This is a genomic window from Undibacterium sp. 5I2, assembly GCF_035019605.1.
GTDB lineage: Bacteria > Pseudomonadota > Gammaproteobacteria > Burkholderiales > Burkholderiaceae_D > Undibacterium.
In genome coordinates this window covers 20,908-47,209 of record NZ_JASJVS010000001.1, presented here as the reverse complement: position 1 = coordinate 47,209, position 26,302 = coordinate 20,908, and the positions used below count along the sequence as shown (strand labels likewise).

Below are 26,302 nucleotides of genomic sequence, written 5' to 3'. Positions count from 1 at the left end.
GTCAGGCAATCGGTTTGCGACGGCTCTGCAAGTGTTCCAATACCTCAAACACGATCATGCCCGCGATCATGGCAGCCACAAACACCAGTGGCTTGCTGCCGCCGCTGAGCAGTGAGGTCAGCGCCGGTCCCGGGCAATAACCGGCCAGACCCCAGCCTATCCCGAAGCTGAGGCCGCCCAATACCAGACGGCGATCAATCTGCGTTGCCGTGGGCACGCGCATGACCTCGCCTGTCAGTGATTGCCTGCGTCCTGCTGCCCAGCGTGACGCAAACAGCCCGACCAGAATGGCACCACCCATGACGAAAGCGAGCGACGGATCCCAACGACCAGTCAGATCAAGAAAGCCGATGACCTTGGCAGGATTGGTCATGCCCGAGAGAATCAGGCCGATACCGAAAATGATCCCAGCAATGAGTGCACTGATGATATGCATGGTGTTTTCCTTATCCGAGAAGGTGACGAACGATGAACACGGTTATGAAGCCAGCTGTCATGAAGGCGGCAGTCGCAACCAACGAGCGCAGCGAGCCGCGCGACAAGCCGCACACGCCGTGGCCGCTGGTGCAACCCGAGCCATAGCGGGTACCGACGCCGACCAATAAACCAGCTACCACCAGTGTGGCCGTGCTGGCATCAACGTGCACCGCAGGTAAGGGTGCGAAGATGCCATAGAAGAAGGGCGCGCCTAGCAGTCCAAGTAGGAAGGCAATGCGCCAAGCCATGTCGCCATGAGAGCGTTGCAGTAACCCACCTAAAATTCCGCTGATACCGGCGATACGGCCGTTGAACAGCAGGAATATCGCTGCCGCCAAGCCGATGAGGCTGCCGCCCGCCAGGGAGGTCCAAGGTGTGAAATGCGTCCAATCAATGATCATCATGCGACTCCGTTCGGTTGTTGACAATACAGGTGATACAAGATTTGCATGACTGCTTGCGCCTCACGACTGGCAATGCTGTAAAAGATCTGCTTACCTTCGCGCCGGGTGCTGACCAGTCCTTCGTCGCGCAACACGCCAAGCTGCTGAGAAAGGCTAGGCTGTTGGATGCCCAAAATAGTTTCAAGCTCGCTTACACAGTGAGGCCCCTGTGTGAGTTGGCACAGCAACAGCAGCCGGTCCGGATTGGCGAGCACTTTCAACAAACCGCACGCGGCAGTTGCAGCAAGGCGCATTTGGCTCAGGTTAAGCGAAGTTTCAAGCTCGGGCATGGTGTCAATATCTTCAATGAGAAGGTTTTATAATATACTATAAAACATAATATATAAATATATATTGTAAATTTGCAGTGTTTTTGTGCGTCTTAGATGAAGGGGCTGCGTTGCAAAAAAGGAAAAGAGCAGGGGGTATCACCTATGAATTATTCGACCGCTCGTCGTCGGGATAGGCGCTAAGCACGAGGCATCGAACTCGCGCATAGTTTCTTTTAATTCGGAACTATCATGTTCCTGAGGGCATTTTTTTCAGGTTTTCACATTGCTTGAGCATGCCACGTAGAATCGTGTCAGCAACATCGACTGGGAAGCCTTGTGGGATTTGGGTATAAACTGCGTTAACCACTTCTTCAGTTTTGTTTATGAGAGATTCAATAATTTGTTCAGCAGTTGCGGCACCTAATCCGACTAATTTAGCCTGATTTCCCCAATGGCATCGCTGTATTTGACGAATGAAATAATAATTTTCCGAACCTTTTACTGCCATTGCTAATTTTACTTTTTGAGGGGAAATGCTATGAGCTTTTGCGCCGATAATTGGATGAGCGGATAAGATGTCGTATAACGGCGTCGCCTGAAATTGACTTCCGGCTCGATGGAAAATGCTAAAGTTCTTTGCATGTCCATCTATCGCTGCTAATAACCAAAAGACCAATTGGGTTTTAAAAAAATTAAATCTATCTTGGTATGATTGATCAGAGCCGAGAAGAATTTCCATGATGCTTGAAATTCCCGGTCCCCCGTCTGCTTGGTATTTTTGGAGGGGCGACGTACCCGTCGCCTGACAAAAATCCTCTTGCGGTAGTCGTACTATCCAATTGCCATCTTGTGCCAACCGTCTATCAAATCGCTCAACGACAAGTACTTTTATATCTTCGAATTGAGCAATATCGCAATTTGCAACAGGCAGATCAAAGCCTTTCATGATTTTAGAGCATAGCCATTCATTTTCTACAGAAGTACGCATATCAGCCTTCATATCACCGACCAAGCCAAGTGGTAATTTAAAAATATGCGTGGTGGGCGTGCTACCTAGCGGCCTTTGCCACTGATTTTGGTGCCATAAAAGGGCACTTTTTTCTTGAGCACCTGCAATGGACAAACGAAGATCTACAGCGTTTTCTGTCATTCCGAAAGGTTTGTCGGTGCTGGCATTTCTTAGTGTTGCTGCAACCTGCCTATCGCTCAGGGGTTCACCGGCAATACAATAGAGATCGTTTGGTATATCGCCTTCTGGCAATAATTGAATTGCTCCAACGCAATCACGGCCAACCTCAGCTAATAATTGATAAGGTTCAATTCCGTCTGTTTTAAAGTGTCTAGCTATACGACGGCGTATCGTCAAACTGTCTGGTAACAAGTTATCAAAATAGTTTTGAACAGCAATACCTCGATGTGGCTCGTTATTTGGTGTAAAGGGAAGTGAAAGGGAAAGAGGGCGCCTTTGTTTATCAGCAAGCCACTCATCAAAGTACCTTAGCGTGCTCTTATTATTCTGCGCATCCCAGTACCCGACTGGTGTGCCATTGAGCCAGATATTTAAACGTTTTGTATGTGCTCGACGGCCCATTTACCAACTCTCTTTCGTACCAGATGGCGAGATTACCTTCGAGGGAGCTGAATGGCTTTTTTTTATTGCTTTACTCTTCAGTGCTATGGCCATTTTTGATGAAGGGTTTTTCGTACTTTGCTCAGCTAACACTGAAAGAGATTCTTTGTCTGTGAACTCTACCGGAGGTGCTGTTGTGGGATCATCGGAAACCCCCCAAATTTTCGTGTTTTGCGTGAAAACAATATCGCTTCCAAGTAATCGCAATATTGTAAATAGCCTTTCAACACTTGTCGCTTTGGGATTCGCTTCAATTTTGGCGTAACTCTGTTGAGTAACGCCAAGTAATTTTGCCACATCAGCTTGAGACAATCCGGCATGCTTTCTAAAGCCGACGAGAATAGTCCGAATTTGCTGCAATGTCTTAATAGGGTAGACCATATTCTTAATCCTGTATTTGACCGATACAGCATAGTGGTTGTATCGGTAAAATACAACTTTAAATATGTATTTTGTATAAACAGCCTCAAAGTTGTATTTTAAATTTACAACTTTAAGCTCTTGAGACGCTGTCGCAAAAGCCTGATGGACGTTTTTTACACCTGAAACACCGCATACATCGTCATTCCCGCATGCTTTTGGCGGGAACCCAGCGTCGTTTTTTACACTGAAAATGCCACAATTTCTGGCATTTTCAGTTAACCACGAACGCCGCTGGGTTCCTGCCAAAAGCGCGCAGGAATGACGTGGCCACCAGTTGGGGTCATGATACCGACTCAATACCCTTTTGCGACAGCCTCTTGAGGGCGGGGAGGATGTCAAGAGAAATTTCAAATCTTACCGATCTTCTTGAGGTTTGGCAGATGATAATTTGCATGTTGGGCATGCTGTTCTCTCCCACAGTGATCGAATTGAATGAGGAGATCATAAGGAGAGCGAATGATGAAGTAAAATGGTGTCATCTCAACGAAATATGAATTTTACTCATTCATCATGCTTGATCGCATCCACCTATCCATCGTCCAAGAGGTCGAAAAGCAAGGATCGCTGACCGCAGCAGCCGGCGTCCTCCACGTGACACAGTCAGCGCTGAGCCACAGTATGAAAAAACTGGAGCAACAACTGGGGACGGCCATCTGGCTGCGCGAAGGGCGTAGCCTTCGCCTGACACAAGCGGGGCAATACCTGCTGGCGCTAGCCAACCGCGTATTGCCGCAACTGAAGTTGGCCGAAGAGCGCCTGCAGCAGTTTGCGCAAGGCGAGCGCGGCACCTTGCGCATTGGGATGGAGTGCCATCCTTGCTACCAATGGCTGCTGAAGATCGTCTCCCCCTATTTGACGGCATGGCCCGACGTCGACGTCGACGTCAAACAGAAATTCCAGTTTGGCGGCATTGGTGCCTTGTTCGGTTACGAGATCGACTTGCTGGTCACGCCCGATCCGCTGGACAAGCCCGGACTGGTGTTCGAGCCGGTCTTCGACTACGAGCAGGTCTTGGTCGTCGCTGGCAATCACAAACTGGCCAAAGAGGAATACATCAAGCCTAGGCAGTTGGCCGACGAGGTATTGGTGACTTATCCCGTTTCGGTCGATCGCCTGGATATTTACAGCATGTTCCTGACACCAGCCGGTATTGCCCCCAAACGCCACAAACCGATTGAGACGACCGACATCATGCTGCAGATGGTTGCCAGCGGTCGGGGCGTGGCAGCGTTGCCGCGTTGGCTGGTCTTGGAATACGCTGACAAGATGGATGTGGTACCCGTGAGATTGGGCAAGCACGGCATTCCCAAGCAGATCTTCGTGGGCGTGCGCGAGGCAGAGATGGATCTCGACTACCTGCTAGCCTTTATCGAGCAAGCTAAACATCCTGCTGTGACATAGCTGACCAGCGTGGCTTTCATGAGTGCGACTCATAGAACCATCAATTCATTCCGACCTGCCACCTGCCTGAGATGCCACGCGAGCGCGCCATCCTCTGGTCTCAACAAGGCTTCGCAGTCACGACCGCTGACACCTTCCCCGCGCTGTAGAAGCGACAGCTTGAAAAGCCTTTCTCATGAGTATATCTAATGATTTTATGAAATTAATTCATTTTTATTCATGGATTGAACCTACTATAATTCGATTCAAATATTGGCAATGGCAAGACTTCTGAATCAAAAAAAACAGAAACGAACATTGGGAAGTATTGACGGCGCAGGAATGAAAGCGGGATTAACTGAGTAAGAAACTGGGGTTCAGGTCACATGCATAAAGCGTTTACATTTACTATCAAGAGCATTTGTTTCGACGAGGACTATCGTCCTTCCGATGCGTCACGCATCACCACGAACTTCGCGAATCTGGCACGTGGTGCGAGCCGTCACGAGAACCTGCGCAATACGCTCAGGATGATTGACAATCGCTTCAATGCTCTGGCGCACTGGGATAATCCCAACGGCGATCGCTACAGTGTGACGCTTGAGATCATTTCTGTTGAGATGACTATCGACGGTCAGCGTGCTGCTCAAGCATTGCCGCTGATTGAAATCCTGAAGACCAACATTGTTGATCGCAAGACCAACGAACGCATTGAGGGCATCGCGGGAAATAATTTCTCGTCCTACCTGCGTGACTACGACTTCAGCGTTCTGCTCATCGAACACAACAAGAATCAATCTGCCTTCAGCGCCCCGGAGAATTTCGGCGAGCTGCATGGCAAGCTGTTCAAGGCCTTCGTCAGTTCGGATGCGTATCAGGCACACTTCAAGAAGCTGCCCGTCATCTGCCTGAGCGTTTCCAGCACAAGGACCTATCAACGTACCGAGAACCAGCATCCTGTGTTGGGTCTGGAATACGTGCAGGACGCCTATTCGCTCACCGATGAGTATTTCGGCAAGATGGGCATGAAGGTGCGCTACTTCATGCCACCCAACAGCGTGGCCCCGCTGGCCTTCTATTTCTTCGGCGATCTGCTGCTGGACTATACCAATCTGGAACTGATCGGCACGATCAGCACGATGGATACCTTCCAGAAGATCTACCGGCCTGAGATCTACAACGCCAACTCGGCAGCCGGCAAGGTCTATCGGCCCAGCCTCAAGCACCAGGATTATTCCTTGACCCTGATCGTGTACGACCGGGACGAGCGCAACCGCCTCGCTGTCGAGCAAGGGAAATTCGCCGAAGAGAATTTCATCAAGCCCTACCAGGCAAGGCTTGCTCAGTGGGCAGCGAATTACGCTTTTTGATTAACCAGATAGATCATATCCTTTACCACCATGAAAAAACTGTTACCGACATCGACTGCTGGCAGCCTGCCGAAACCTTCCTGGCTTGCTGAGCCCGAGAAACTGTGGTCGCCCTGGAAATTGCAGGGCGATGAGCTGCGCGACGGCAAGCTGGACGCGCTGCGCCTGTCGCTGCAAGAGCAGCAGCACGCCGGGATCGATATCGTCAGTGATGGCGAGCAAACTCGCCAGCATTTCGTGACGACCTTCATCGAGCACCTCGATGGTGTCGATTTTGCGAAGCGCGAGACGGTCAGAATCCGTGACCGCTACGACGCGGCCGTGCCGACCGTGGTCGGTGCCGTTTCCCGCCAGAAGCCGGTCTTCGTCGAGGATGCCAAATTCCTGCGTCAACAGACCAAGCAAGCGATCAAATGGGCCTTGCCAGGTCCGATGACCATGATCGATACGCTCTACGACGCGCACTACAAGAGCCGTGAAAAGCTTGCCTGGGAATTCGCCAAGATCCTTAACCAGGAAGCAAGGGAGCTGGAAGCCGCCGGTGTGGACATCATCCAGTTCGATGAACCTGCGTTCAACGTGTTCTTCGATGAAGTCAATGACTGGGGTGTCGCCACTCTGGAACGTGCCATCGAAGGCCTTCAGTGCGAGACCGCCGTGCACATCTGCTATGGCTACGGCATCAAGGCCAATACCGACTGGAAGAAAACACTGGGATCGGAATGGCGTCAATATGAGGAAGCCTTCCCCAAGCTACAAAAGTCCAGCATCGATATTATCTCCCTCGAGTGCCACAACTCACATGTGCCGATGGACCTGATCGAGCTGATCCGCGGCAAAAAAGTCATGGTCGGTGCCATTGATGTCGCCAGCAACACCATCGAGACGCCTGAAGAGGTAGCCAATACGCTGCGCAAGGCGCTGCAGTTCGTCGATGCTGACAAGTTATATCCCTGCACCAACTGCGGTATGGCCCCGCTGAGCCGCAACGTTGCACGGGGCAAGCTCCGGGCACTGAGCGCCGGTGCTGAAATCATCCGTCAGGAATTGTCGAAGTAGAGCCTGTCAATAAATTGCTGTCAATGTCCGAGGTGTTGGCGTCGACTCAATAGTGACGCAGGGTTAGTTGCTGAATTTCAAGTTCCAATTCGTTGATCTGTTGATCTGTTGATCTGTTGATGGGAGTAGTCCGCGCTGCCAGTATCTTATTCACTGGCCGTGACGAATTCATGTTCCGCTTGCGACCGTGTCGCGGTGAGGCGGTTTGAATGCTGGTCATTGTCAACAGAAGAGCAGACATGCGGCTATGCCGAAAGGAGACGAAAGTACAAAACACCATGTTTGTTACGGTGTAAATGGGAAGGTGTCCGCGAAGTACGAGCAGGTGGTCGGATTCTACTTTGGCTCAAGCGCAGGCAGTTAGCAGAAAGATATTTTGCTGGCGCAAAGCGCAGCGGTGCCGCCTGAAAAATAAGCCTTTGCGGAACCAAGCCCGAATTGCGGAACTAAGCGCGCAAAAAATAAAAGCGACTTACATCGCTGTAAGCCGCTTGAATCCTTGTGGTGCCGAGAGCCGGAATCGAACCGGCACGCCTTGCGGCGCGGGATTTTGAGTCCCGTGCGTCTACCTATTCCGCCATCTCGGCAACGCATGAGCAGCATTATGACAGAGATGACCGCAAGTTGCAATAGTTGCCCGGTTTCGCCGGTCTTTGCCGGCTGTTCAGTGCTGTTTGTGTGCGGACTCCAGCCTCAGACAATATAACTGGCGGCATGCTGTCGCTGCACCCGCTGCAAATACAGGTACAGCGCCAAGGCAACCATGGCGATGCTCAGGCTGTTGGCTAGCCAGAAGCCGGGGGCGCCGTGCAGTGCGGTCGGCATGCATTGATACGGGTCTAAGCCGATCAAGTAACCGCCACCCAAGCCACAACCCCATAGGGCGACAGCATAGAGGATGGTCGGTACCACGGCGACGTGGTAGGCGCGCAGTGTGAAGGCGACGATAACTTGAATGGCATCAAACACTTGATAGACGGCGACAAAAAAGAACAGTGGCAGGGCGGCGGCGATGACTTCAGTCTGGTCGGTGTAGGCGTGCAGAATACGGCTGCGGCAAAACCAGATCAGCGCACCGAGCGGCATCACCAAGGCGGCGGCCAAGAGAATGCCGGCTTGGCCAGTTTGTTTGGCTGCGGCCGGATGGCGGGCACCGATCGCACGCGCGACCAAAGTGCCAGTGGCGCTGGCGATCGACAGCGGCAGCATGTACAAAATAGTACCGAAATTGGCCGTTAATTGATGGCCGGCGACAGCGACGGCACCGAGCCGAGCGATGAACAGCGCCATGAAGGTGTAGGCCGTTACTTCGATCAGATACGACAGGCCCATCGGTATGCCGAGTCGCAGCAGGTCGCGTAAATCCTGCCAGTGCGGGCGCACCCAGCCGCTGCCGAACAGCGCGAAAGCGCGATACACACTGGCATGGCGCAGTACCAGCCAAGCGCATAGCAGCATGCTCCAGGTGATGACGGTGGTGGCGACCGCGCAGCCGGGTCCACCCATGGCCGGTATGCCCCAGCCGCCGAAGATGAACAGGGTATTGAGCGGAATTTTGAGGACCAAGGCGCATAGCTGTATCGTCATCACCATTTTCGGTTTGCCGATGGCATTGTTGAACGCGCTGTAGATGCGAAATGCCAGTGTCGCCGGCAGCGCCATGGCGATGATTTGCAGGTATAGCGTGGCTTTGGCGCTTAAGGTCGGTGCTGCGCTGGCAATCCCGAGCAAGGGCGCGGGATGGAGCAGCAGCGCGCCGCCCAAGCCGCTCAGGAACAGGGCCAACCACAAGGCTTGTTTGAGTTTGGCACCGATGCGCACGAGTTCGCGCGCACCGAACAATTGGCCGATCACCGGTGCGAGCGCTTGCAACACGCCGTTGAGACCGACAAAAATACTCACATAAATCGAGATGCCGATCGACAGCGCAGCCAAGTCGTCAACCGAGCTGCGCGCCGTCATGGCGGTATCGATCACGCCGTTGGCAACAGTCGCCAACTGGCCTATCAGAATCGGCCAGGCCAGCGCGGCGATGCCAGCGGCGCTGCGCCAGAGGCTGCTACGGCCGGCCTCGTTCATCAGTTTTTGCGGCGATACAGGGTGAAAGTTTCGTCTTTATCGGCAGCGCGGTGGCCGCTCCAGATTCGGCTCCATTGCTCAAGACGGTATTGGGCCGGCAGATCCGGTTCGTCCGAGCGCTTGCGATTATGTTGCAGCATCAGGAATTCGCAGCCTTGATCCGAGAAACCGGCAAAATGCACTTGCCCGAAATACGCGAAGGAGCTGCGCTGTGAGGGGCCGATATAGGCTTCCATGCAGTAATTGCCAGTTGGTAATTGTGCCGCGATTTCTTGCGCCAAGGGTTGGTAAGTGACGCGATGATTGATCCATGGCAGCCATAAACTGAGCAGCAGCAGCCAGCACAAGATGACCCCGCCGCTCGAGAGTACGACGGCGCGCCATAACACCGCCGGTTGGCGCGAGATGCGCCAGTACACCAGCAAAAACCAGGCAATGGTGGCGGCCAAGGCGATGGCAAAAATGAAGGGGTTGAAGTTGGCTTGAAACCCCGGTGCCAGATGCATGATTTTGGCGCCGAGTTTATGCGGCCAGCCGGTTTGTTCGGCGATCCAACCGAGCCAAATGAAACCGGCGCTGGCAGTCAGTACGGTCACGGCAAACCAGTCGACGGCATTGATGGCGCTGCGTTTCATAGTCGGCAGGCCGAAGGCGGCAAGAATCGCCAGCGGCGGCAGCATCGGCAAGAGCAAACCATCTTCGGAATTCGGATTGAGCATGGCGAGCAGCGTTACGCACAGGAAAAATGCTGCCGGCAGCGCGATATGCAGGGCTTTGTCTTGCCGCCGCCAAGCGTAGATGGCCCAGCCGGCAAACGGCCAAGCCGGCCAGGCAAACCAGATGCTGTATTTGAAAAAGTAGCTGATGCTGGCCATCGTCGGCCACGCCAGTTGGCGCGCATTCCACTGCATCCACGCCGGGTAAGGAGTGCTGTCGTACGGGTGTGCCATGGAAATCGCCCATAGCCACAGAGCCGGCAGCAGCAGCGCCAACGGCAGCGCCGCCAGCAGATACTTGAACGGGCGCGCCTGGCGGCGGTACAGGCATAGTAATGCCAGGCTCATGACTAATCCGAGTGGCATCACCCAGCCCTTGGTCAGTATCAGTAAGCCCAGACTGATGCCGAATTGCAGAATCAAGAGTCGGCGCGCTTCATCGAACAGACGCACGCACAGGTAGAGGCAAAATGCGATCAGAGAAATTTGCAGGGTTTCGACGCTGGTTTCATGGCTCGGTATCAGCAGGCCGAGGCAAGCGAGATAAATCAGCAGGGCACCATCGGCCAAGGTGCGGCCGAAGTCGCGTGCTTCCGGTTGGCCACCGAAGGCCAGTTTCAAGGGCTGTGCTTCGTTGCGGCGACCGAGCAGGTAGGTGGCGTACCAGACCGAGAGCGAGCCGATGACGAAAAATACACCGGTCGAAACGCGTGCCGCCATCGGTTCGCCCAGCACGGCACCGAACAGTTTGATGCAGAGCGCGCCTATCCAGTAGGTCAATGGACCTTTTTCTGCTACCGGCATGCCGACAATATGCGGCCACAACCAGTCGGCAATACCGCCATGCGCCATGGTCCACATGATGCCGAAGCTGGTGGCGTCATCGCCTTTCCATGGGTCGCGTCCTATCAGACCGGGCAAGATGTACAGCAGGCACAGGGCAATGATGCCCCAGCGCGGAAGGGCGATCGTGGCAGCGGCAGGCAGGCGGACTGGCTTCATATCAATTCATTATTGGAAATGTCTTGCATCAACACATGCAAAGAGCTGCGCATATTGTAATGAGTGCGGCAGAAAAAAAGGCAGCCGGAGCTGCCTTTTTCTGAAATTCGTGCTGCTTAGTCGTTCGCAATAGAAGTCTTGGAACCAACTTTGCCGAATTTTTGGCGGAATTTTTCAACGCGACCAGCCGTATCAACAATTTTATGCTTGCCCGTGTAGAAAGGATGGGATTCAGCCGACACCTCGATCTTGACCAGTGGGTATTCTTTACCTTCAAACTCCATTTTGTCGCGAGTATTGATGGTGGAACGGGTGATGAATTTGAAATCGTTCGAAACGTCGTGGAACAACACATCGCGATAATTTGGGTGAATGCCTGGTTTCATGCTTGCCTCAGTATAAAGTTAGGTAGCCAATATGCACTTCGTCGATCGCCTTGCTTCTTGATCCGATTGCGTATCACTTGCCAGAGTTAAAGTTAACTTGGATTTCGCCTATGCAAAATGCCAAGCCCATGATTATACAATCAAATTGTCGCTGCGCGCCAGTGCTGTGATGGTATGCAGCAAGTTTGAGTGCACGGCAGAAACGAGTAAAATTCGCCTTAATATAGAAATAGCATGGAGGCAATATGAGTGGGGTGTATCTGGGAATGAATGCGGTCTTGCACACGGCCGAGGTAGCCGGCGTGATCGCTTTCGCCTGTTCTGGTTTTATTGAAGCGCGCCGCAAGCGCATGGATGCAGTCGGGGTGTTTACGGTGGCCTTCATCACGGCGTTCGGCGGTGGCACCTTGCGCGATCTCTTGCTCGACCGTCGACCCTTATTCTGGGTCGAGAATCAAGAATATCCGATTTTGATTTTTATTTTGTCATTATTGGCTATGCCCTTGTTGCGACATTTGCGCCATGCACTGACTGAAAGTGCGATCGAATGGGCCGATGCATTCGGCTTAGGTCTGTTCAGCGTTACCGGCACCTCGCTGGCACAAGAAGCCGGTATGCCGCTGTTTGTCTGTGCCATGATGGGCGTGATTACCGGTATATTCGGAGGGGTGCTGCGCGATGTGATTTGTAATGAAATTCCGCTGGTGTTCCGGCGCAGCCAGCTCTATGCCACCTGCGCCTTCGCCGGGTGCTGGGTCTATTTATTGCTCAATTGGTTCAATGCCTCCGATGCGGCGGCGCTATTGTGCGGCACCACGGTCACGTTTGCCATGCGCATGTTGGCCGTCAAATTCAACTGGAAGCTGCCGGTCTGAGCTGGCAGCGACCATTCAGTCAAGCGCAGCTTTTTTGCGCGGCGGGCAGGCCACCATGCCGGCTAAGAACATATCCATCATCGCTTCGGCATGCTCGGTCAAGCTGTAGGCGGAAGGGTCTTCCAGCCATTGGTGGATGATGCCGACCAAAAATGCATGGTTGGCTTGCATCACTAACGCGGCGTCGGTATCGGCCGGTAGTTGACCTTGCTTGGCGGCGGTTTCGATGATGGCCTGAACTTTGGCCAGGCATTCACCGCGTTTGAGTCGTTCGTCTTCAAAAAACAGCATTTCGATGTTTTTTTCACAGCGGTGATAAATGATGTCACATACGCGGCGCTGGCGTTGGCCGCTGGCGACCAGTTGCAGAAAATGGACATTCAACTGGCGTAGCGCGGCCAGTGGTTCTGCATCCGGTGTTCCGCTGATTTCATTGAGCAGCACTTCCATGGGCAAAAAGGCGCGGTCGCACATGGCCTGAAACAGGGCATTCTTGTCTTTGAAGTGCCAGTAAATCGCCCCGCGCGTCATTCCCGCAGCAACGGCGACATCATTGAGTGTGGTTCTGGTCACGCCTTTTTCTGAAAATACCTGTTCAGCCGCAGTGAGTAAGGCGGAATAGGTTTCTTGCGTATCTTCTTTGGTTTTTCTGACCATTTTCTTTCCTTGGCAGCGCTTGTCGGCTCACTCGCTGCGTACACCGCTGCGAGTGAATCCGGGCTTCCTGCATTTTTGCGACTTGCTAGTCGTTATCGATATTCCATGCACATTTTGACTAAAACCACGCAGCGGGGCAGGGTTTGGTGAACTTCTTGCACGAGCAAGTGACAAAGTTAGCCGTCCGACTGCTTTCGATCGCCACTTCAGCAACGAACCGTATCATGCCGAAAAGAATAATGATACGTGTCGATACCCATACAAAGTCTAGGGTTGCTCAATAAAATATTTACAAACATTCGTGTATGTATATAATAGCACGCTGCCCTTCAATCCAGAAGAAAGAATTTATATGCGTTTTACAGATGCTCCGTCGACAATCTTGTCGACCCAAATCAAACAAATGATGCAACATCCTGCTGCGCGCATGCTGGTGCTCGGCCTGCCGCTGGTCGTACTGGTAGCATGCAGTAAAGAGGGTGCCCACGCTGCACCCGGTCAAATGCCGCCACCAGGCGTGAACGTGGTCACGCTCGAAAAGCGCGACTTGGCGCTCGATTTTGAATATGTCGGTCAGACTGCCGGTTCGCGTGAAACCGAAGTTCGCGCTCGCGTCGGTGGCATTCTTGAGCAACGTCTGTACGAAGAAGGTTCGCGCGTCAAAGCCGGTGCAGTCTTGTTCCAGATCGACCCGGGTACGTACCAGACTCAGCTCAATTCGGCCCAAGCTGCGGCTGGTGTCAGCGAAGCCAAACTCAATCAAGCCAAGCGCGAATATGCGCGTTTGGCCCCATTGGCCGCGGAAAAAGCGATCAGTCAGAAAGAGTTTGACGATGCCAAATCGAATTTGGAAACTGCCGAAGCCAGTTATCAGCAACTGCGTTCCCAAGTCAATGAAGCCAAGCTTAACCTTGGCTACACCAAGGTGCTGGCACCTATCGACGGTGTGACCGGCGTAGCTAACAAGTCTAACGGTAGCTTGCTCAGCAGTACAGACAGCTTGCTCACCACCATCGTGCAAACTGATCCTGTATATGTCAACTTCAGCATTTCCGAAGCTGATTATTTAAAAGTGGCCAAACAAGTCAATGCCGGCGCAGTCGCCTTGCCGGGCAAACGTGCCAGTAATGGCAGTTTGGCCTTTGCTGTGCAACTCAAACTGGCTGACGGCAGTTTGTTCCCTACCACCGGCAAGATGAATTTCATCAGCGAACGGATTAACCCAGCCACTGGTGGCTTCGATGCGCGCGCTCAGGTACCGAATCCGGATGGCATACTGCGTCCCGGTCAATTCGTTCGTGTCGTGCTGGGTGGCGCGAAACTCAGTGGCGCTTTAGCGGTACCACAGCGCTCAGTGATTGATGGACCGTTTGGAAAAATGGTGTTTGTCGTCACGCCAGATAATAAGCTTGTACCGAAACCGGTGGAGCTCGACGGTTGGTCACATGGTGAATGGGTTGTCACCAAAGGCTTGGAAAGCGGTCAACGCGTCTTGGTCGATGGCTTCATCAAAGCGCATGAGCCGGGTATGACGGTGACCCCGACTGCCGTGACAGCCCAAGCCGCTGCGGCGGCTGATGCGGCCGCGCCAGCACCACAGGCTAAGCCGGAAGCCAAGCCGGAAGCCAAACCACAAACTAAGCCACAGGAAGCAGCGCCCGCCAAAGCCGGTAGTTAAGTCGGCGTTTATCAGCAGGCAATTTTTCTCTGAACATTCAGCTGCATCGTCAGCTCAGGCAAACAGGAATTTTACATGTTCTCAAAATTTTTCATTAACCGGCCGATTTTCGCGACTGTGCTGTCGCTGATTATCGTGCTGGCCGGCTTGGCCGCGTTACGCGTCCTGCCGATCTCACGATACCCGGAGATTTCTCCGCCGGTCGTGAATGTCACCGCGGTGTATCCGGGTGCCTCGGCCGAAGTGGTCGAACGCACCGTCGCCGGTCCGATCGAAGAACAGATCAACGGTGTCGAACACATGTTGTACATGAATTCGGTGTCCTCGGCCGATGGCCGGGTCTCGATCGATGTCACCTTTGAAGTCGGTACCAACCTCGATATCGCTGCCGTCAACGTCAATAACCGAGTACGCCAGGCCGATGCCAAGCTGCCGCAGGAAGTCCGACGTCAAGGCGTGACCGTCTCCAAGAGTTCGTCGAACTTCTTGGTAGTGGCCGCTTTGTTTTCGCCCGATAACCGCTATGACGCTTTATATCTGTCCAACTATGCCACGCAAAATGTGCTCGATGCCTTGAAACGGGTACCGGGTACGACGAATATTCAGATTTTCGGTGGCAAAGACTATGCGATGCGGATCTGGATGCGTCCTGATCGTATGGCACAGCTCGGTGTCACGGTCGGGGATATTTCGAATGCCATCACCGAACAAAATGCCCAGTATGCCGCCGGTAAAGTCGGCGCACCGCCGAACAATACTGAAGAACTGACCATGACCGTTACGGCCAAGGGACGTTTGCTCGAACCAGGCGAATTCGCTAATATTATCGTGCGCTCCGATAAAAGTGGCGCGGCGGTACGTATCAAAGACGTTGCGCGGGTTGAACTTGGTTCCAAAGATTACAATTTGTATGGTCGCGTCAATGGTCACCCTTCCGCCAATATCGGTGTGTTCCTGCAAACCGGCGCGAATGCGCTGGAAACTCGCAAAGCGGTGGAAAAAACCTTGCAAGACTTGAAGGCGAAATTCCCCGAAGGCATGGAGTACAGCACCCCGTACGACACCACACCGTTTGTCACCGAATCGATCGCCGAGGTATTGAAAACCTTGGCTGAAGCGATGGTCTTGGTGTTCATCGTGGTGTATTTGTTCTTGCAAAGCTGGCGCGCCACCATCATTCCTACCTTGGCAGTGCCAGTTTCACTGATCGGCACCATGGCCGGTTTACATCTGCTCGGTTACAGCATCAATACCCTCACACTATTTGGTATGGTGCTGGCCATCGGTATTGTGGTCGATGATGCGATTGTCGTGCTGGAAAACGTTGAGCGCTTGATTAATGAAGAAGGCATGACACCGAAGGAAGCGGCCATCGAAGCCATGAACGAAGTCACCGGCCCGGTGATCGCGATTGTGTTGGTGTTGGTGGCAGCGTTCGGTCCGATCGCCTTTCTCGGCGGCTTGGCAGGTGAGTTGTATCGTCAGTTCTCGGTCACGATTTCCATCGCCGTGGTGTTGTCGGGTATCGTCGCGCTGACTCTGACGCCAGCCTTGTGCGCCTTGTTGCTTAAGCCCGGTACCGAAAATCATAATGCCTTTTTCACTTGGTTCAACGCCGCCTTTCTGCGTCTGACCAAGCATTACACCGATGGCGTTACCTTCTTCCTCAAACGTGCCGTGCTTGGCATCATGCTGGTGCTCGGCATGGTCGCCTTGACCGGCGTGTTGTGGAAAAATGTACCGGGTGGTTTGGTTCCGGATGAAGATCAGGGCTATTTCATCGGCGCGGCCATCATGCCCGAAGGTGCTTCGCTCGACCGTACCGACAAGATGGTGCATGAAGTCGAAAGCATCATGAAAACCAATAAGAACATCGACACCACGTTTGCCTTGGTTGGTCTCGATTTTCTTGGCGGTGGCGGCTTGAAGTCATCGGCGGCAACCATGTTCTTCCCCTTGAAACCTTGGGACGAGCGCAATCAATCGGCGCAGCAAATGGTCGGCGAAGGCTATATGAAAACCGGCCATATCAAAGAAGGTCTGCCGCTGTTCTTCAGCCCTCCGGCGATTCAAGGTCTGGGTCAAACCGGCGGTTTTGAATTCTATTTGCAAAATGCCGGTGAAGGCGGGGTCGAACGTTTGGCCAAGCTCTTGCCTGTGCTGTTGGCCGAAGCGAACAAGCAACCAGAGTTAGCGGGCGTGAAAACTTTGTGGCAAGCCAATTCGCCGCAACTGTATGTCGACGTCGATAATGAGAAAGCGCGTGCCATGGGTGTGGCTTTGTCGGATGTCTACAACACGCTGGCCGCCACCATGGGTAGTTACTACGTCAATGACTTCAACAAAAACGGTCGCATTTATACCGTACAGTTGCAGGCAGAAGGCCAGTACCGTGCCAAACCCGATGACATCGGCAGTATGTATGTGCGTTCCGCCGCTGGTCAGATGATACCGGTACGCGCCTTCACCACCGTCAAGTACATTTCCGGTCCCGACTCGGTCCAGCGCTTCAATGCCTTGCCGGCGATTAAATTGCTCGGCGATGCTAAACCTGGCTACAGTTCCGGCCAAGCGATTGCAGCTATGGAACGGGCGGCAAAAAATGTCTTGCCTACTGACGTAGTCTACGATTGGGGTGGCGCTTCGTTCCAAGAAAAACGCAGCAGCAATGCGGCTGGTCTGGCACTCGGTGCCGGCGTGTTGATGATTTTCCTCATCCTCGCGGCGCAGTATGAAAAATGGTCCTTGCCGTTTTCAGTTTTGTTGGCCATGCCATTCGGTATTTTCGGTGCCTTGTTGGCGGTGTATCTGCGCCACTTCAATAATGATGTGTATTTCCAAATCGGCTTGGTGACCTTGCTCGGCTTATCGGCGAAAAATGCGATTCTGATCGTCGAATTCGCCGTCATGAAAATGCATGAAGGGTATGCCCCGGTGGCAGCGGTCTTGGAAGCGGCACGCCTGCGTTTCCGGCCGATTCTGATGACTTCGCTGGCGTTTATTCTGGGCGTGGTACCGCTGGCATTCTCCAGTGGTGCCGGCGCGGCGGCGCGACAGTCGCTCGGCACCGGTGTGCTTGGCGGTATGCTGGCGGCGACCTTCCTGGCGATTTTCTTTGTACCGCTGTTTTTCAAGCTGATCAACGATAAGCGTTTGAAAACCACGGAGCAGGATTTCGAGCATCCGGTCCACATTTTGCACAATGCAGCAAAGGAATAACGATGTTGAAAACCCCTTTTATGTTCACGACGCTGGCAGCCAGTATGCTGTTGGCAGGCTGCACCTCGCTGGCGCCGGATTATCAGCGTCCGCAGCTCGATACGCCAAGCGCCATCGCGCTGCCGGCTACCAAGTTGGTCACGGCCGAGGTCGATTACGCCGCCTGGTGGAAAAGCTTTCAAGACCCGGTGCTCGACGCCTTGTTGGAAGAAGCTCGCCATGGCAATCAGAATTTGTTACTGGCCACGGCGCGGATTGACGAAGCACGTGCACTGGCAGTCGGTGCCAAATCGAATCGTTATCCGACCGTCGACGCGACTCTGAGTGCGAGCAAGTTGCGCACCAGCCAAAATGCCGGCAAGATTGCCCCTGGTACCGATCCATACAGCCGCGATTACCAAGTCGGTCTGAGCGCCTCGTATGAGCTCGATTTATGGGGCAAACTCAGCCGTGCCGATGAAGCGGCGCGGGCGCGCTTGTTGTCGCAAGTAGCTAACCGTGGCGTCGTGCTGACCAGTCTTTACAGCACGCTGGCGCAAAACTACTTCACCCTGCGTGCCAGTGATGCCGAGTTGGCGCTGGCTGAAGGTACGCTGCAAGCGCGGGTGGAAACCCTGCGTTTGCAACGCAAGTTGTTCGCCGCCGGCAGCATCGGTGAGCTCGAACTGCATGTGGCCGATTCCGAAGCGGCTGCGGCTGAAATCAGTTTGGCACAAGCGCGTCAAAGCGTCGCCAATACCGAAGCGGCCATCGCGCTCTTGCTCGGTCGTAGTCCGGCCGCGATTGCGCAGCCGGTGATTGCACGTGGCAGCGATATCGCCAATTTGTATCAACAACTGCGTATGCCGGCCGAGCTGCCATCGGATGTTTTGAACCGTCGCCCCGATCTGATCGCCGCGGAACAATCGCTGGTTGCCGCCAATGCCGATGTCGGTCAAGCCAAGGCCTTGTACTTTCCTACGCTTAAGCTGACCAGTTCGGTCGGCTATGAATCGCAAGGGGTGCATAATCTGATCGATCCGGCGTCAATGTTGTGGAATCTCGGTGCTAATTTGGTCCAGCCGGTATTTCGTGCCGGTGCCATCGGCGCTCTGGTCGAAGGCGCTGATGCGCGTAAAAACCAAGCGCTGGCGCAGTACGTGCAAGCCGTGCAATCGGCCTTCCGCGATGTGCATGATGCTTTGACAGCTAGTACCGCCAGTGAGCAAATTTATCACTCGGGACAGCGTCGTGTGTCGGCTTTGCAAGATTCATTGCGCTTAGCGCAGTTGCGGCATAAGAATGGTTACAGCAGCTATCTCGAAGTGCTTAATGCGCAACGCGATCTGTGGCAAGCCCAAGTGGCCTTGATCGATACCCAGCGTGCACATCTGAGTGCGGTGGTCAGTTTGAACCAAGCCTTGGGTGGTGGTTGGGATATGCAGGCATTGCTGGCTGAGAAGTAATGGCCAGGCTCTGATCGTCACTCTTGACGATATTGGATGAAAACTGCGCGGCTTGTCCGCGCAGTTTTTACGTCGGCCTTACGTGCCGGCGCTGCTTTATTTCAGACGTAAAAAAGCCCTTGGCTTGCGACAAGGGCTGTTGTGGTGCTGTGCTGTTTTTGGCGCGGCAAGCATGCCGCTTCGATGCGGCAGGCACCACGCATGCGTGACGAAACCCCTGCCTTATCCCCCTCGTCGCATCATCTCGAAGAACTCGCCGTTGTTCTTGGTGGCTTTCATCTTGTCGAGGATGAATTCCATCGCTTCGATTTCGTCCATGCTATAGAGCAACTTACGCAGTATCCAGATTTTTTGCAGTTGTTCTGCTTTGATCAGCAACTCTTCGCGACGTGTGCCGGATTTGTTCAGGTTGATCGATGGATAAACACGTTTCTCGGCCAGACGGCGCTCGAGATGGACTTCCATGTTGCCGGTACCTTTAAATTCTTCGTAGATCACGTCATCCATACGGCTGCCGGTTTCGATCAGGGCCGTTGCGATGATGGTCAGCGAGCCGCCTTCTTCGATATTGCGCGCAGCACCAAAGAAGCGTTTCGGGCGTTGCAATGCGTTGGCATCAACACCACCGGTGAGCACCTTGCCCGATGCCGGGATGACGGTATTGTAGGCGCGTGCCAGACGAGTGATCGAATCGAGCAAGATGACCACATCTTTTTTCATTTCAACCAAACGCTTGGCTTTTTCCAGCACCATTTCAGCGACTTGAACGTGGCGCGTGGCCGGTTCATCAAAGGTCGAGGCGACTACTTCGCCGCGCACAGAACGCTGCATTTCGGTGACTTCTTCTGGCCGTTCGTCGATCAGCAGAACGATCAGCGTGACGTCAGGGTGATTGGTGGTGATGGCATGGGCGATGTGCTGCAGCATGACCGATTTACCAGATTTCGGCGACGCCACCAGCAAGCCGCGCTGACCGCGACCGATAGGGGCGATCATGTCGATGATACGGCCAGTGGTGTTTTCTTCGCCGCGCATTTCGCGTTCCAGCGTTAACACTTTGTTCGGGTGCAGCGGTGTCAGATTTTCAAACAGAATACGGTGTTTCGAGGCTTCCGGCGATTCGCCGTTAACTTTATCTACCTTCACCAGCGCGAAATACCGTTCGCCGTCTTTCGGCGTACGCACTTCACCTTCGATGGAATCACCGGTATGCAGGTTGAAACGACGGATTTGTGACGGCGAAATATAAATATCGTCGGTCGAAGCCATGTAACTGGCATCCGGCGAGCGCAAGAAGCCAAAGCCATCGGGCAGGACTTCAAGGGCGCCGTCGCCGAAAATTTGTTCGCCTGATTTGGCACGTTTTTTCAAGATCGCGAACATCAGCTCTTGCTTGCGCATACGAGCGGCGTTGTCGATGTCAAGCCCTACAGCCATTTCGAGCAATGCCGATACGTGTAAGGCTTTTAATTCAGATAGATGCATGGTGAGTGTCCCGGGATGGGAGTATGGGGTGGGGGAGTGAGCAGAGGAATTACAGAATAAACAGAATAGTTATTTGTATTGTTTGATTAATGTATTTCTGGTGTCGCTCACATCGCTGCGGCGCCTACCTGCCATCACTGGGCCGAAAAACCATGTTGCTGGTTTCGGTCACAGTGACGGTGCAGAGCTTAAATATTGGCGTCGATAAACGCAGTCAGTTGGCCTTTGGCCAGCGCACCGACTTTTTGCGCGGCAACCGCGCCGTTTTTAAACAAGATCAGGGTCGGGATGCCACGGATACCGAATTGAGCAGGAATAGCCTGGTTCGCATCGACATCGAGTTTCGCGATCACGATTTTGCCGCCATATTCTTTTGCAACTTCTTCCAGAATAGGCGCAATCATCTTGCACGGACCACACCATTCGGCCCAGAAGTCGACCAATACCGGCAGATCGGATTTTAATACGTCAGCTTCAAAAGAAGCATCGCTTACATGTTTGATGTTTTCGCTCATGGGATCCTCGTCGAGAGGGAAAAATTAAGGGGTAACAGCGCCACAGAATAGCGGAATGTCTTGGCAAATCGCCATATTCAGTGTTGAATCTGGTGGCGATTGATAGTAATTCAATGGCGCGGATAAATTTCACCATTGCTACGCCAGCGTCGAGTCAAGCGTGGTCGGCCAGACGCCAAATAATAACCTATTTTTAAAAAATGTGGGATGCAAACGGACAATTTGTGTTCTCACTCACAAAAAATAGGCATTCAACAGACAGAATGTATCCATTTGTTTAGTACTGTGACGATTTTTTTCAGTCATTTTCACTTCCGCAGCCATCGGAACGACTGCGCGCCGAAAAATTGCTCGTATAATGAGAGTCCAGATTTGTTGCTGTCCTTTAAATATCTATGATGATTTCCGATTTTCAATTGCTAGCTGAAAAAGTCGCCAAACTCTCTGAGCTCACGCATGCCCTGCGCGCGGAAAATGCCGGTCTGCGCCATGAACTGCTTACCTTGACGGCACAAAATCTGGGTATGCAACAGCGCATGCAAGAGGCGCATGCGCGTACCAGCGCTTTGCTCAGCCAACTGCCGGCCGAAATCATTGAAGATGAGGAAGCAGTATGAGCGATAAAAAAGTGATCCAGGTCGACGTCACCATCATGGCACAGAGCTACAAGCTGTCCTGCCGCGAAGGCGAAGACCGCGCGCTGCGCGAAGCGGCCGCGTTTCTCGATGCGAAAATGACGGCCCTGCGCGACTCTTCCAAAGTCAAAGGCACCGACCGCATCGCCGTGATGGCAGCGCTAGGCATGACGACTGAACTGTTGGCAACCAAGTCGCCGGAAGGTCCTTTGTCGGGGATGTCCATGTCGGAAGTCAAGCAAAAGATGGAACACATGCATGTGTTGATGGACCAAGCTTTGAATGCGCAAGAAAAACTATTTTGAACCGCCCCTAGATTATTTAAATTAATTGAAATCGCTTCCCCTGCCACAGTATTTGGGAGTAAACTTCAATTCCCTGCCGTGCTCGCCAATGCCATATATTCCTTGAACCATTTATGTGCATAGGCCGCGGGATATTGTTCTGTGGGTGTGAGCGTCGCTAGCCCGATGAACCCGAAACGGAACTGACCGTAGCCAACTTGAACCCTCAGGTTCAGGATGCCGGCATAGCGGCATCGGTGGGGACTTATTTTTGAACGGCTGTCATTCATGACAGCCGTTTTTTTATGCACCTTGGCGTTACCGGTGCGGTAATCAGGTTTTTTTCAGCGGATGGAGTGGCATGGCTTACTGGTTGATGAAATCGGAACCGGCAGAACTGAGTATCGACGACGCGCTGGCGCTGTCAGCCGTGCCGTGGTTCGGGGTGCGCAATTACCAAGCGCGTAATTTTATGCGTGACGCTATGCAGCCCGGTGACGGCGTACTGTTTTATCACTCCAGCTGCGCCACCCCCGGCATTGCCGGTTTGGCGCAAGTAATCAGTACGGCCTATCCCGATCACACCCAATTCGACCCGGCCAGCCGCTACTACGACGCCAAATCGACGCCGGTACAGCCGCGTTGGATCATGGTCGATCTGCAGGCGCAGCGCAAAACGCGTCTGCTCAGTCTGAGCGAAATGCGCGCCACGCCGGCCTTGAGCGATATGCCGCTACTGCAAAAAGGCAGCCGCTTGTCAATCACGCCGGTCAGTGCGGCACAATGGCAGGCCGTGCTGGCACTGCTGGAATGATAAGGATAAAGAACATGATGAATCACACGACTGGCATGAACGCCGTCGCAGCGCAGCCGCTGTCAGCCGCCCGCTGGATCAAAGAAATTGGCCGTGGCAAAGACGGTGCACGTAATATGACGCGTGTCGATGCCACCACCCTGTACGCGGCCATGCTGGCCGGACGCGTCTCGCAGCTGGAACTCGGGGCGATTTTACTGTCCATGCGTATCAAGGGCGAATCGGTAGACGAAGTGGCTGGCTTTCTCGCTGCCGCCGCTGATTTTTTATTGGACTTGAGCGCCCCAGTCGAGAGCGAGTTTGCACCGGTGGTGATACCGAGTTATAACGGCGCACGCAAAAAAGCCAATTTAACGCCCTTACTCGCGCTGTTGTTGGCCCAAGCCGGCGTGCCAGTATTGGTGCACGGCGTGGCAGACGATCCCGGTCGCGTTACCTCGGCCGAAATTTTTGCAGCCCTCGGCATCACTGCCGCGCAATCGGCTGAGCACGTATCCTTGCAAATGGCGGCGCAGCAGCCGGTGTTCATGACGATACAAACCTTATCACCGGCACTGGCAAACCAGCTCAGCATGCGCCGTATCTTAGGCGTGCGCAACTCGGCCCATACCCTGGTGAAATTACTCCAACCGTTCACGACGCCCGTCTTGCGCTTGAATTCCTATACCCATCCCGAATACTTGAACATGCTCAGCGAGTATTTGCTGCATGCCGCACCGGCCGATGCCGGCGAAGTGTTCCTGATGCGTGGTACCGAAGGCGAAGCCGTGGCCAGCACCGGACGTGCCCAGCGCATAGACTGGATACATCAGGGGCAGCGCGAAGTCTTGTTGGAGACGGAAGAACTGCTGAGTGGGCCAGCGGCCGCCGTGCCAGCGGCGATTGATGCCGCCAGCACGGCGGCATGGATCAGTGAGGTGCTGTGCGGTCAACAGCCGGTGCCGACGAATATCGCCCGCCAAGTCGCTTTGTGTATCGATGTGGCTCGGCGTATCAAGCAAGGGCAGGGCGGATAAGCTTGCCGCGCTTGCCTCAAAAAAAACGCGCCCGGTGCAAACCGTGGCGCGTTTTTTTCAGACTGCAAGGCTCAATTAAAAGTTCGCTTTGAATTGCACGCCGTAGCTGCGTGGTTCATTCAAAATGCCAGTCAAGTTATTGAAGTCGATGGCGGCGATGACTTGCTGTTTATTGGTGATGTTGCGACCATAGGCAGCGAGTTCATATTTTCCATCAGCCCAGACGTAACCGACGCGCAAACCGCCTTCTAACAAAGACTTCGCCGTGTATTCCTTGGCTTCATACAAGAACATATTGTATTTGTCTTTGTAAGCCCAATCGGTATTGGCATACAGCGTGCCTTCGCCGATTTGCGTACTGTAACGCAGGGTAAAGTTGCCTACCCATTTAGGTGCGCGTGGCAAGGGATTGCCATTGATCGAAGTGCTGCCGGCGACCGAACCGGCTGCGTTGGTCACCGTGCAGCCATTGCCGCAGGCAGCAACGAACAGGCCAGGATCTTTGATTTGCGTTTCATTGTAACTGGCACCGATGGTCGCTTTCCAGTTGCGGCTCAAATTGGCTTGCATATCGAGTTCGATACCTTGGCCAGTGGCTTTGGCGGCATTGACCAGTTTATTCTGGTTGACGCCGCCGCTGCCTGCCGTCAGTTGCAAATCTTTGGCCGTGTATTGGAATACCGTGGCGCTCAGACGTGCCGTATTGTCGAGGATATCTTGTTTGATACCAGCTTCAAACGACAAGGTGGTTTCCGATTTCGCTTCCGAAATGGTATCGCCGAACAAGACGCGACCTTGAATACTCGGGGCACGGTAACCGGTAGCGACGCGCGCAAACACATTGGTTTGTTTGTCGAGCGCATAGCTGCTGCTCAAATCCCAAGTCAGGTTGTTCGAACTCGGATTGGCCGTCAGCACGGCTGTACCACCGGCGCTGATAGGCTTGCCTGGAGTCCATTGACGCTGGGCATCGAACTCTTTCTTATCGCTGGTGTAGCGCAAACCGCCGCGTACTTTCAATCGATCATTGACCGCGTAGTTGAGCGAACCGAAAGCCGCATACGATTTGGCATTCTGGTGTTGAACCGCATAGCCATCCTGAACATTGCCGCCCAGCGAGTTGTAATCGAAGCTGTCAACTTGCAGATTTTCACTGAAGTAGTACAAGCCGGCGATCCATTGCAAAGCATCCTTGGTGTTGGACTCGAGTCGCACTTCCTGAGTGATCTGACGCAGGTAAGGCATACCATCCGCCGTTTCGGACGGGAAGGGAATCACGCCTGGGCCGGAAGCCTGGCCGGTAAACACCGCGCCATAGCCGCCGTCGACGTCGGCACGGCTGTAGAACTTGGCGCGGTCGTAGCCTGTGATCGAATGCAAGGTCATACCGTCGAGATCCCAACGCAGACGGGCGCTGGCACCGGACGAGCTCAAAGTTTGATGGTTGATGCCGTCGGTAGGGTAGTTGCTGTAATCAAAACCTGGTACCAAATCATTCGTACCTTTTTTGATGATGTTGGCGCGGAACAGCGTCGCACTACCTGCCATATCGCGGCCATGCACATTGAACAAGGCGTTGAAATTACCATTTTTATAAGCCAGTTGCAGACGCATGGCGTTATCGTGGTAACCCTCAAAGGTTTTGGTGCCGGTGGCGCGCGGATTGGTCACGCGGTCGTCGCGGCTTTGTGCCTGACCGGCAATGCGCATCGCCCAGTCTTGGTTGAGCGGTACATTAACGGCACCTTCGAGATTGACGGCACCATCGTTACCGTAACCGACGCTGCCATAGCCTTCAAAACGATTGCTCGGTTTGGCCGATTCAAACTTGATGATGCCGGCCGGCGAGTTGCGACCGAACAAAGTACCTTGCGGGCCGCGCAGCACTTCCACTTGTTCCACGTCAAACACCGGAAAGCCTTTGAGCATAGGGCTTTCTTGCACGATATCATCGTAGACCAAGCCGACCGGTTGTGAAGCATTCAGATCGAAATCGGTATTACCTAAGCCACGGATGTAAAAACGCGGGAAGGCACGACCGAAATCGGATTCGATGTTCAAACTCGGTACCCGCGCTGACAAAAATCGAATGTCTTGACCGCTGGCATTATAAGTATCGAGCGCCTCGCCTTTGATGGCAGAAATCGACATCGGCACTTCTTTAATGTTTTCTGCGCGGCGGTTGGCCGTCACGATGACAGTTTCGAGTTTCACTGCATCATTTTTTTGTGCTGCCGGTGCGACTTCTTGTGCCCAGGCGGCGTGGATAGGAAACGCGGCGGTAATGGCCAGCGCGATCAGCGAACGGGTGGTGCCCGTCAACAGTTGGCGGGTAGAGTAATTACGCATGAATGACATCCCAAAGGTAAGTTTTTTTGTCCGAGTAAAGGATCTTTTATGGTGCAAAATTATTTATACGACACCTGCTTGATAAACAGTTTT

The 26,302-nt window shown here is 53.5% G+C and carries 23 protein-coding genes, 1 tRNA gene and 1 other RNA gene; 12 read left to right on the top strand and 13 right to left on the bottom strand.

Features of this window, described 5'->3' with window-relative positions:
* Nucleotide 1: 1 nt before the first annotated feature.
* The 5 genes from QN359_RS00235 to QN359_RS00215 form a co-directional block, all read right to left on the bottom strand.
* Nucleotides 2-436, bottom strand: a complete 435-nt coding sequence (locus QN359_RS00235) for a YeeE/YedE family protein (RefSeq protein ID WP_322249254.1) — start codon at nt 434-436, stop codon at nt 2-4.
* Between the two features lie 10 nt (nt 437-446).
* Nucleotides 447-878 carry a YeeE/YedE family protein gene (locus tag QN359_RS00230; RefSeq protein WP_322251013.1) on the bottom strand — a complete coding sequence of 144 codons (432 nt, stop codon included), beginning with the start codon at nt 876-878 and terminating at the stop codon, nt 447-449.
* Nucleotides 878-1,210, bottom strand: a complete 333-nt coding sequence (locus QN359_RS00225; RefSeq protein WP_322249253.1) for a metalloregulator ArsR/SmtB family transcription factor — start codon at nt 1,208-1,210, stop codon at nt 878-880. Before QN359_RS00225 ends, QN359_RS00230 begins: the two co-directional genes overlap by 1 nt.
* 229 nt (nt 1,211-1,439) lie before the next feature.
* Nucleotides 1,440-2,783 (bottom strand): type II toxin-antitoxin system HipA family toxin, encoded by a 1,344-nt coding sequence (locus QN359_RS00220; RefSeq protein ID WP_322249252.1) that lies wholly within the window; start codon nt 2,781-2,783, stop codon nt 1,440-1,442.
* Nucleotides 2,784-3,491: a helix-turn-helix domain-containing protein gene (locus QN359_RS00215; protein WP_322249251.1), complete on the bottom strand. Its 708-nt coding sequence runs from the start codon at nt 3,489-3,491 to the stop codon at nt 2,784-2,786. It abuts the gene before it with no gap.
* A 264-nt stretch (nt 3,492-3,755) separates the two neighbouring features.
* Between QN359_RS00215 and QN359_RS00210 the strand changes: the two genes are divergently transcribed.
* The 3 genes from QN359_RS00210 (at nt 3,756) to QN359_RS00200 (ending at nt 7,054) form a co-directional block, all read left to right on the top strand.
* Nucleotides 3,756-4,646, top strand: a complete 891-nt coding sequence (locus tag QN359_RS00210) for a LysR family transcriptional regulator (protein ID WP_322249250.1) — start codon at nt 3,756-3,758, stop codon at nt 4,644-4,646.
* A 365-nt stretch (nt 4,647-5,011) separates the two neighbouring features.
* Nucleotides 5,012-5,995: a DUF1852 domain-containing protein gene (locus QN359_RS00205; protein WP_322249249.1), complete on the top strand. Its 984-nt coding sequence runs from the start codon at nt 5,012-5,014 to the stop codon at nt 5,993-5,995.
* Nucleotides 5,996-6,025: 30 nt separating this feature from the next.
* Complete coding sequence (locus QN359_RS00200; protein WP_322249248.1) at nt 6,026-7,054, top strand: methionine synthase; 1,029 nt, start codon at nt 6,026-6,028, stop codon at nt 7,052-7,054.
* Between the two features lie 502 nt (nt 7,055-7,556).
* On the opposite strand, the gene QN359_RS00195 is transcribed toward QN359_RS00200, so the two are convergent.
* From QN359_RS00195 to QN359_RS00180, 4 genes are all read right to left on the bottom strand, one after another.
* A tRNA-Leu gene (locus QN359_RS00195) sits at nt 7,557-7,641 on the bottom strand.
* A gap of 106 nt (nt 7,642-7,747) precedes the next feature.
* Nucleotides 7,748-9,133: an MATE family efflux transporter gene (locus tag QN359_RS00190; protein WP_322249247.1), complete on the bottom strand. Its 1,386-nt coding sequence runs from the start codon at nt 9,131-9,133 to the stop codon at nt 7,748-7,750.
* Nucleotides 9,133-10,851, bottom strand: a complete 1,719-nt coding sequence (locus QN359_RS00185; RefSeq protein WP_322249246.1) for a glycosyltransferase family 39 protein — start codon at nt 10,849-10,851, stop codon at nt 9,133-9,135. Before QN359_RS00185 ends, QN359_RS00190 begins: the two co-directional genes overlap by 1 nt.
* Nucleotides 10,852-10,967: 116 nt before the next feature.
* A complete protein-coding gene (locus tag QN359_RS00180; RefSeq protein WP_322249245.1) occupies nt 10,968-11,237 on the bottom strand; it encodes a type B 50S ribosomal protein L31 in 270 nt (89 codons plus the stop codon).
* A gap of 245 nt (nt 11,238-11,482) precedes the next feature.
* Here QN359_RS00180 and QN359_RS00175 point away from each other — a divergent pair, with 245 nt between their 5' ends.
* Nucleotides 11,483-12,112 (top strand): trimeric intracellular cation channel family protein, encoded by a 630-nt coding sequence (locus QN359_RS00175; protein WP_416200205.1) that lies wholly within the window; start codon nt 11,483-11,485, stop codon nt 12,110-12,112.
* Nucleotides 12,113-12,127: 15 nt separating this feature from the next.
* On the opposite strand, the gene QN359_RS00170 is transcribed toward QN359_RS00175, so the two are convergent.
* Complete coding sequence (locus QN359_RS00170; protein ID WP_322249244.1) at nt 12,128-12,769, bottom strand: TetR family transcriptional regulator; 642 nt, start codon at nt 12,767-12,769, stop codon at nt 12,128-12,130.
* Nucleotides 12,770-13,121: 352 nt separating this feature from the next.
* On the opposite strand from QN359_RS00170, the gene QN359_RS00165 reads away from it, so the two are divergent.
* The 3 genes from QN359_RS00165 to QN359_RS00155 all read left to right on the top strand — a co-directional run bounded on the left by QN359_RS00165 (nt 13,122) and on the right by QN359_RS00155 (nt 19,111).
* Nucleotides 13,122-14,447: an efflux RND transporter periplasmic adaptor subunit gene (locus tag QN359_RS00165; RefSeq protein WP_322249243.1), complete on the top strand. Its 1,326-nt coding sequence runs from the start codon at nt 13,122-13,124 to the stop codon at nt 14,445-14,447.
* A 75-nt stretch (nt 14,448-14,522) separates the two neighbouring features.
* Complete coding sequence (locus QN359_RS00160; RefSeq protein WP_322249242.1) at nt 14,523-17,666, top strand: multidrug efflux RND transporter permease subunit; 3,144 nt, start codon at nt 14,523-14,525, stop codon at nt 17,664-17,666.
* A 2-nt stretch (nt 17,667-17,668) separates the two neighbouring features.
* Entirely contained in the window at nt 17,669-19,111 is a 1,443-nt protein-coding gene (locus QN359_RS00155; RefSeq protein ID WP_322249241.1) for an efflux transporter outer membrane subunit, read from the top strand.
* 222 nt (nt 19,112-19,333) lie between these two features.
* On the opposite strand, the gene rho is transcribed toward QN359_RS00155, so the two are convergent.
* Both rho and trxA read right to left on the bottom strand, forming a co-directional pair.
* Nucleotides 19,334-20,596: a transcription termination factor Rho gene (gene rho, locus QN359_RS00150; RefSeq protein WP_322249240.1), complete on the bottom strand. Its 1,263-nt coding sequence runs from the start codon at nt 20,594-20,596 to the stop codon at nt 19,334-19,336.
* Between the two features lie 188 nt (nt 20,597-20,784).
* Nucleotides 20,785-21,111, bottom strand: coding sequence for a thioredoxin TrxA (gene trxA, locus QN359_RS00145; RefSeq protein WP_322249239.1), 327 nt, complete (start codon nt 21,109-21,111; stop codon nt 20,785-20,787).
* A gap of 398 nt (nt 21,112-21,509) precedes the next feature.
* Here trxA and QN359_RS00140 point away from each other — a divergent pair, with 398 nt between their 5' ends.
* The 5 genes from QN359_RS00140 to ybiB all read left to right on the top strand — a co-directional run bounded on the left by QN359_RS00140 (nt 21,510) and on the right by ybiB (nt 23,860).
* Nucleotides 21,510-21,728 carry a DUF904 domain-containing protein gene (locus QN359_RS00140; RefSeq protein ID WP_323493546.1) on the top strand — a complete coding sequence of 73 codons (219 nt, stop codon included), beginning with the start codon at nt 21,510-21,512 and terminating at the stop codon, nt 21,726-21,728.
* 11 nt (nt 21,729-21,739) lie between these two features.
* Complete coding sequence (locus QN359_RS00135; RefSeq protein ID WP_322251011.1) at nt 21,740-22,051, top strand: cell division protein ZapA; 312 nt, start codon at nt 21,740-21,742, stop codon at nt 22,049-22,051.
* A 67-nt stretch (nt 22,052-22,118) separates the two neighbouring features.
* A non-coding RNA gene (gene ssrS, locus QN359_RS00130) (6S RNA) lies at nt 22,119-22,298 on the top strand.
* 93 nt (nt 22,299-22,391) lie between these two features.
* Nucleotides 22,392-22,844 carry an EVE domain-containing protein gene (locus tag QN359_RS00125; protein WP_322249237.1) on the top strand — a complete coding sequence of 151 codons (453 nt, stop codon included), beginning with the start codon at nt 22,392-22,394 and terminating at the stop codon, nt 22,842-22,844.
* Nucleotides 22,845-22,858: 14 nt separating this feature from the next.
* On the top strand, nt 22,859-23,860 hold the full coding sequence (gene ybiB, locus QN359_RS00120; protein ID WP_322249236.1) for a DNA-binding protein YbiB: 1,002 nt from the start codon (nt 22,859-22,861) through the stop codon (nt 23,858-23,860).
* A gap of 75 nt (nt 23,861-23,935) precedes the next feature.
* On the opposite strand, the gene QN359_RS00115 is transcribed toward ybiB, so the two are convergent.
* Entirely contained in the window at nt 23,936-26,209 is a 2,274-nt protein-coding gene (locus QN359_RS00115; RefSeq protein WP_322249235.1) for a TonB-dependent receptor, read from the bottom strand.
* Nucleotides 26,210-26,302 lie beyond the last annotated feature (93 nt).

What these genes read in the sequence shown, in the direction of transcription:
- QN359_RS00235 (WP_322249254.1), bottom strand. Translation starts at nt 436, where the DNA reads ATGCATATCATCAGTGCACTCATTGCTGGGATCATTTTCGGTATCGGC.
- QN359_RS00230 (WP_322251013.1), bottom strand. Translation starts at nt 878, where the DNA reads ATGATCATTGATTGGACGCATTTCACACCTTGGACCTCCCTGGCGGGC.
- QN359_RS00225 (WP_322249253.1), bottom strand. Translation starts at nt 1,210, where the DNA reads ATGCCCGAGCTTGAAACTTCGCTTAACCTGAGCCAAATGCGCCTTGCT.
- QN359_RS00220 (WP_322249252.1), bottom strand. Translation starts at nt 2,783, where the DNA reads ATGGGCCGTCGAGCACATACAAAACGTTTAAATATCTGGCTCAATGGC.
- QN359_RS00210 (WP_322249250.1), top strand. Translation starts at nt 3,756, where the DNA reads ATGCTTGATCGCATCCACCTATCCATCGTCCAAGAGGTCGAAAAGCAA.
- QN359_RS00205 (WP_322249249.1), top strand. Translation starts at nt 5,012, where the DNA reads ATGCATAAAGCGTTTACATTTACTATCAAGAGCATTTGTTTCGACGAG.
- QN359_RS00200 (WP_322249248.1), top strand. Translation starts at nt 6,026, where the DNA reads ATGAAAAAACTGTTACCGACATCGACTGCTGGCAGCCTGCCGAAACCT.
- QN359_RS00190 (WP_322249247.1), bottom strand. Translation starts at nt 9,133, where the DNA reads ATGAACGAGGCCGGCCGTAGCAGCCTCTGGCGCAGCGCCGCTGGCATC.
- QN359_RS00185 (WP_322249246.1), bottom strand. Translation starts at nt 10,851, where the DNA reads ATGAAGCCAGTCCGCCTGCCTGCCGCTGCCACGATCGCCCTTCCGCGC.
- QN359_RS00180 (WP_322249245.1), bottom strand. Translation starts at nt 11,237, where the DNA reads ATGAAACCAGGCATTCACCCAAATTATCGCGATGTGTTGTTCCACGAC.
- QN359_RS00175 (WP_416200205.1), top strand. Translation starts at nt 11,483, where the DNA reads ATGAGTGGGGTGTATCTGGGAATGAATGCGGTCTTGCACACGGCCGAG.
- QN359_RS00170 (WP_322249244.1), bottom strand. Translation starts at nt 12,769, where the DNA reads ATGGTCAGAAAAACCAAAGAAGATACGCAAGAAACCTATTCCGCCTTA.
- QN359_RS00165 (WP_322249243.1), top strand. Translation starts at nt 13,122, where the DNA reads ATGCGTTTTACAGATGCTCCGTCGACAATCTTGTCGACCCAAATCAAA.
- QN359_RS00160 (WP_322249242.1), top strand. Translation starts at nt 14,523, where the DNA reads ATGTTCTCAAAATTTTTCATTAACCGGCCGATTTTCGCGACTGTGCTG.
- QN359_RS00155 (WP_322249241.1), top strand. Translation starts at nt 17,669, where the DNA reads ATGTTGAAAACCCCTTTTATGTTCACGACGCTGGCAGCCAGTATGCTG.
- rho (WP_322249240.1), bottom strand. Translation starts at nt 20,596, where the DNA reads ATGCATCTATCTGAATTAAAAGCCTTACACGTATCGGCATTGCTCGAA.
- trxA (WP_322249239.1), bottom strand. Translation starts at nt 21,111, where the DNA reads ATGAGCGAAAACATCAAACATGTAAGCGATGCTTCTTTTGAAGCTGAC.
- QN359_RS00140 (WP_323493546.1), top strand. Translation starts at nt 21,510, where the DNA reads ATGATTTCCGATTTTCAATTGCTAGCTGAAAAAGTCGCCAAACTCTCT.
- QN359_RS00125 (WP_322249237.1), top strand. Translation starts at nt 22,392, where the DNA reads ATGGCTTACTGGTTGATGAAATCGGAACCGGCAGAACTGAGTATCGAC.
- ybiB (WP_322249236.1), top strand. Translation starts at nt 22,859, where the DNA reads ATGATGAATCACACGACTGGCATGAACGCCGTCGCAGCGCAGCCGCTG.
- QN359_RS00115 (WP_322249235.1), bottom strand. Translation starts at nt 26,209, where the DNA reads ATGCGTAATTACTCTACCCGCCAACTGTTGACGGGCACCACCCGTTCG.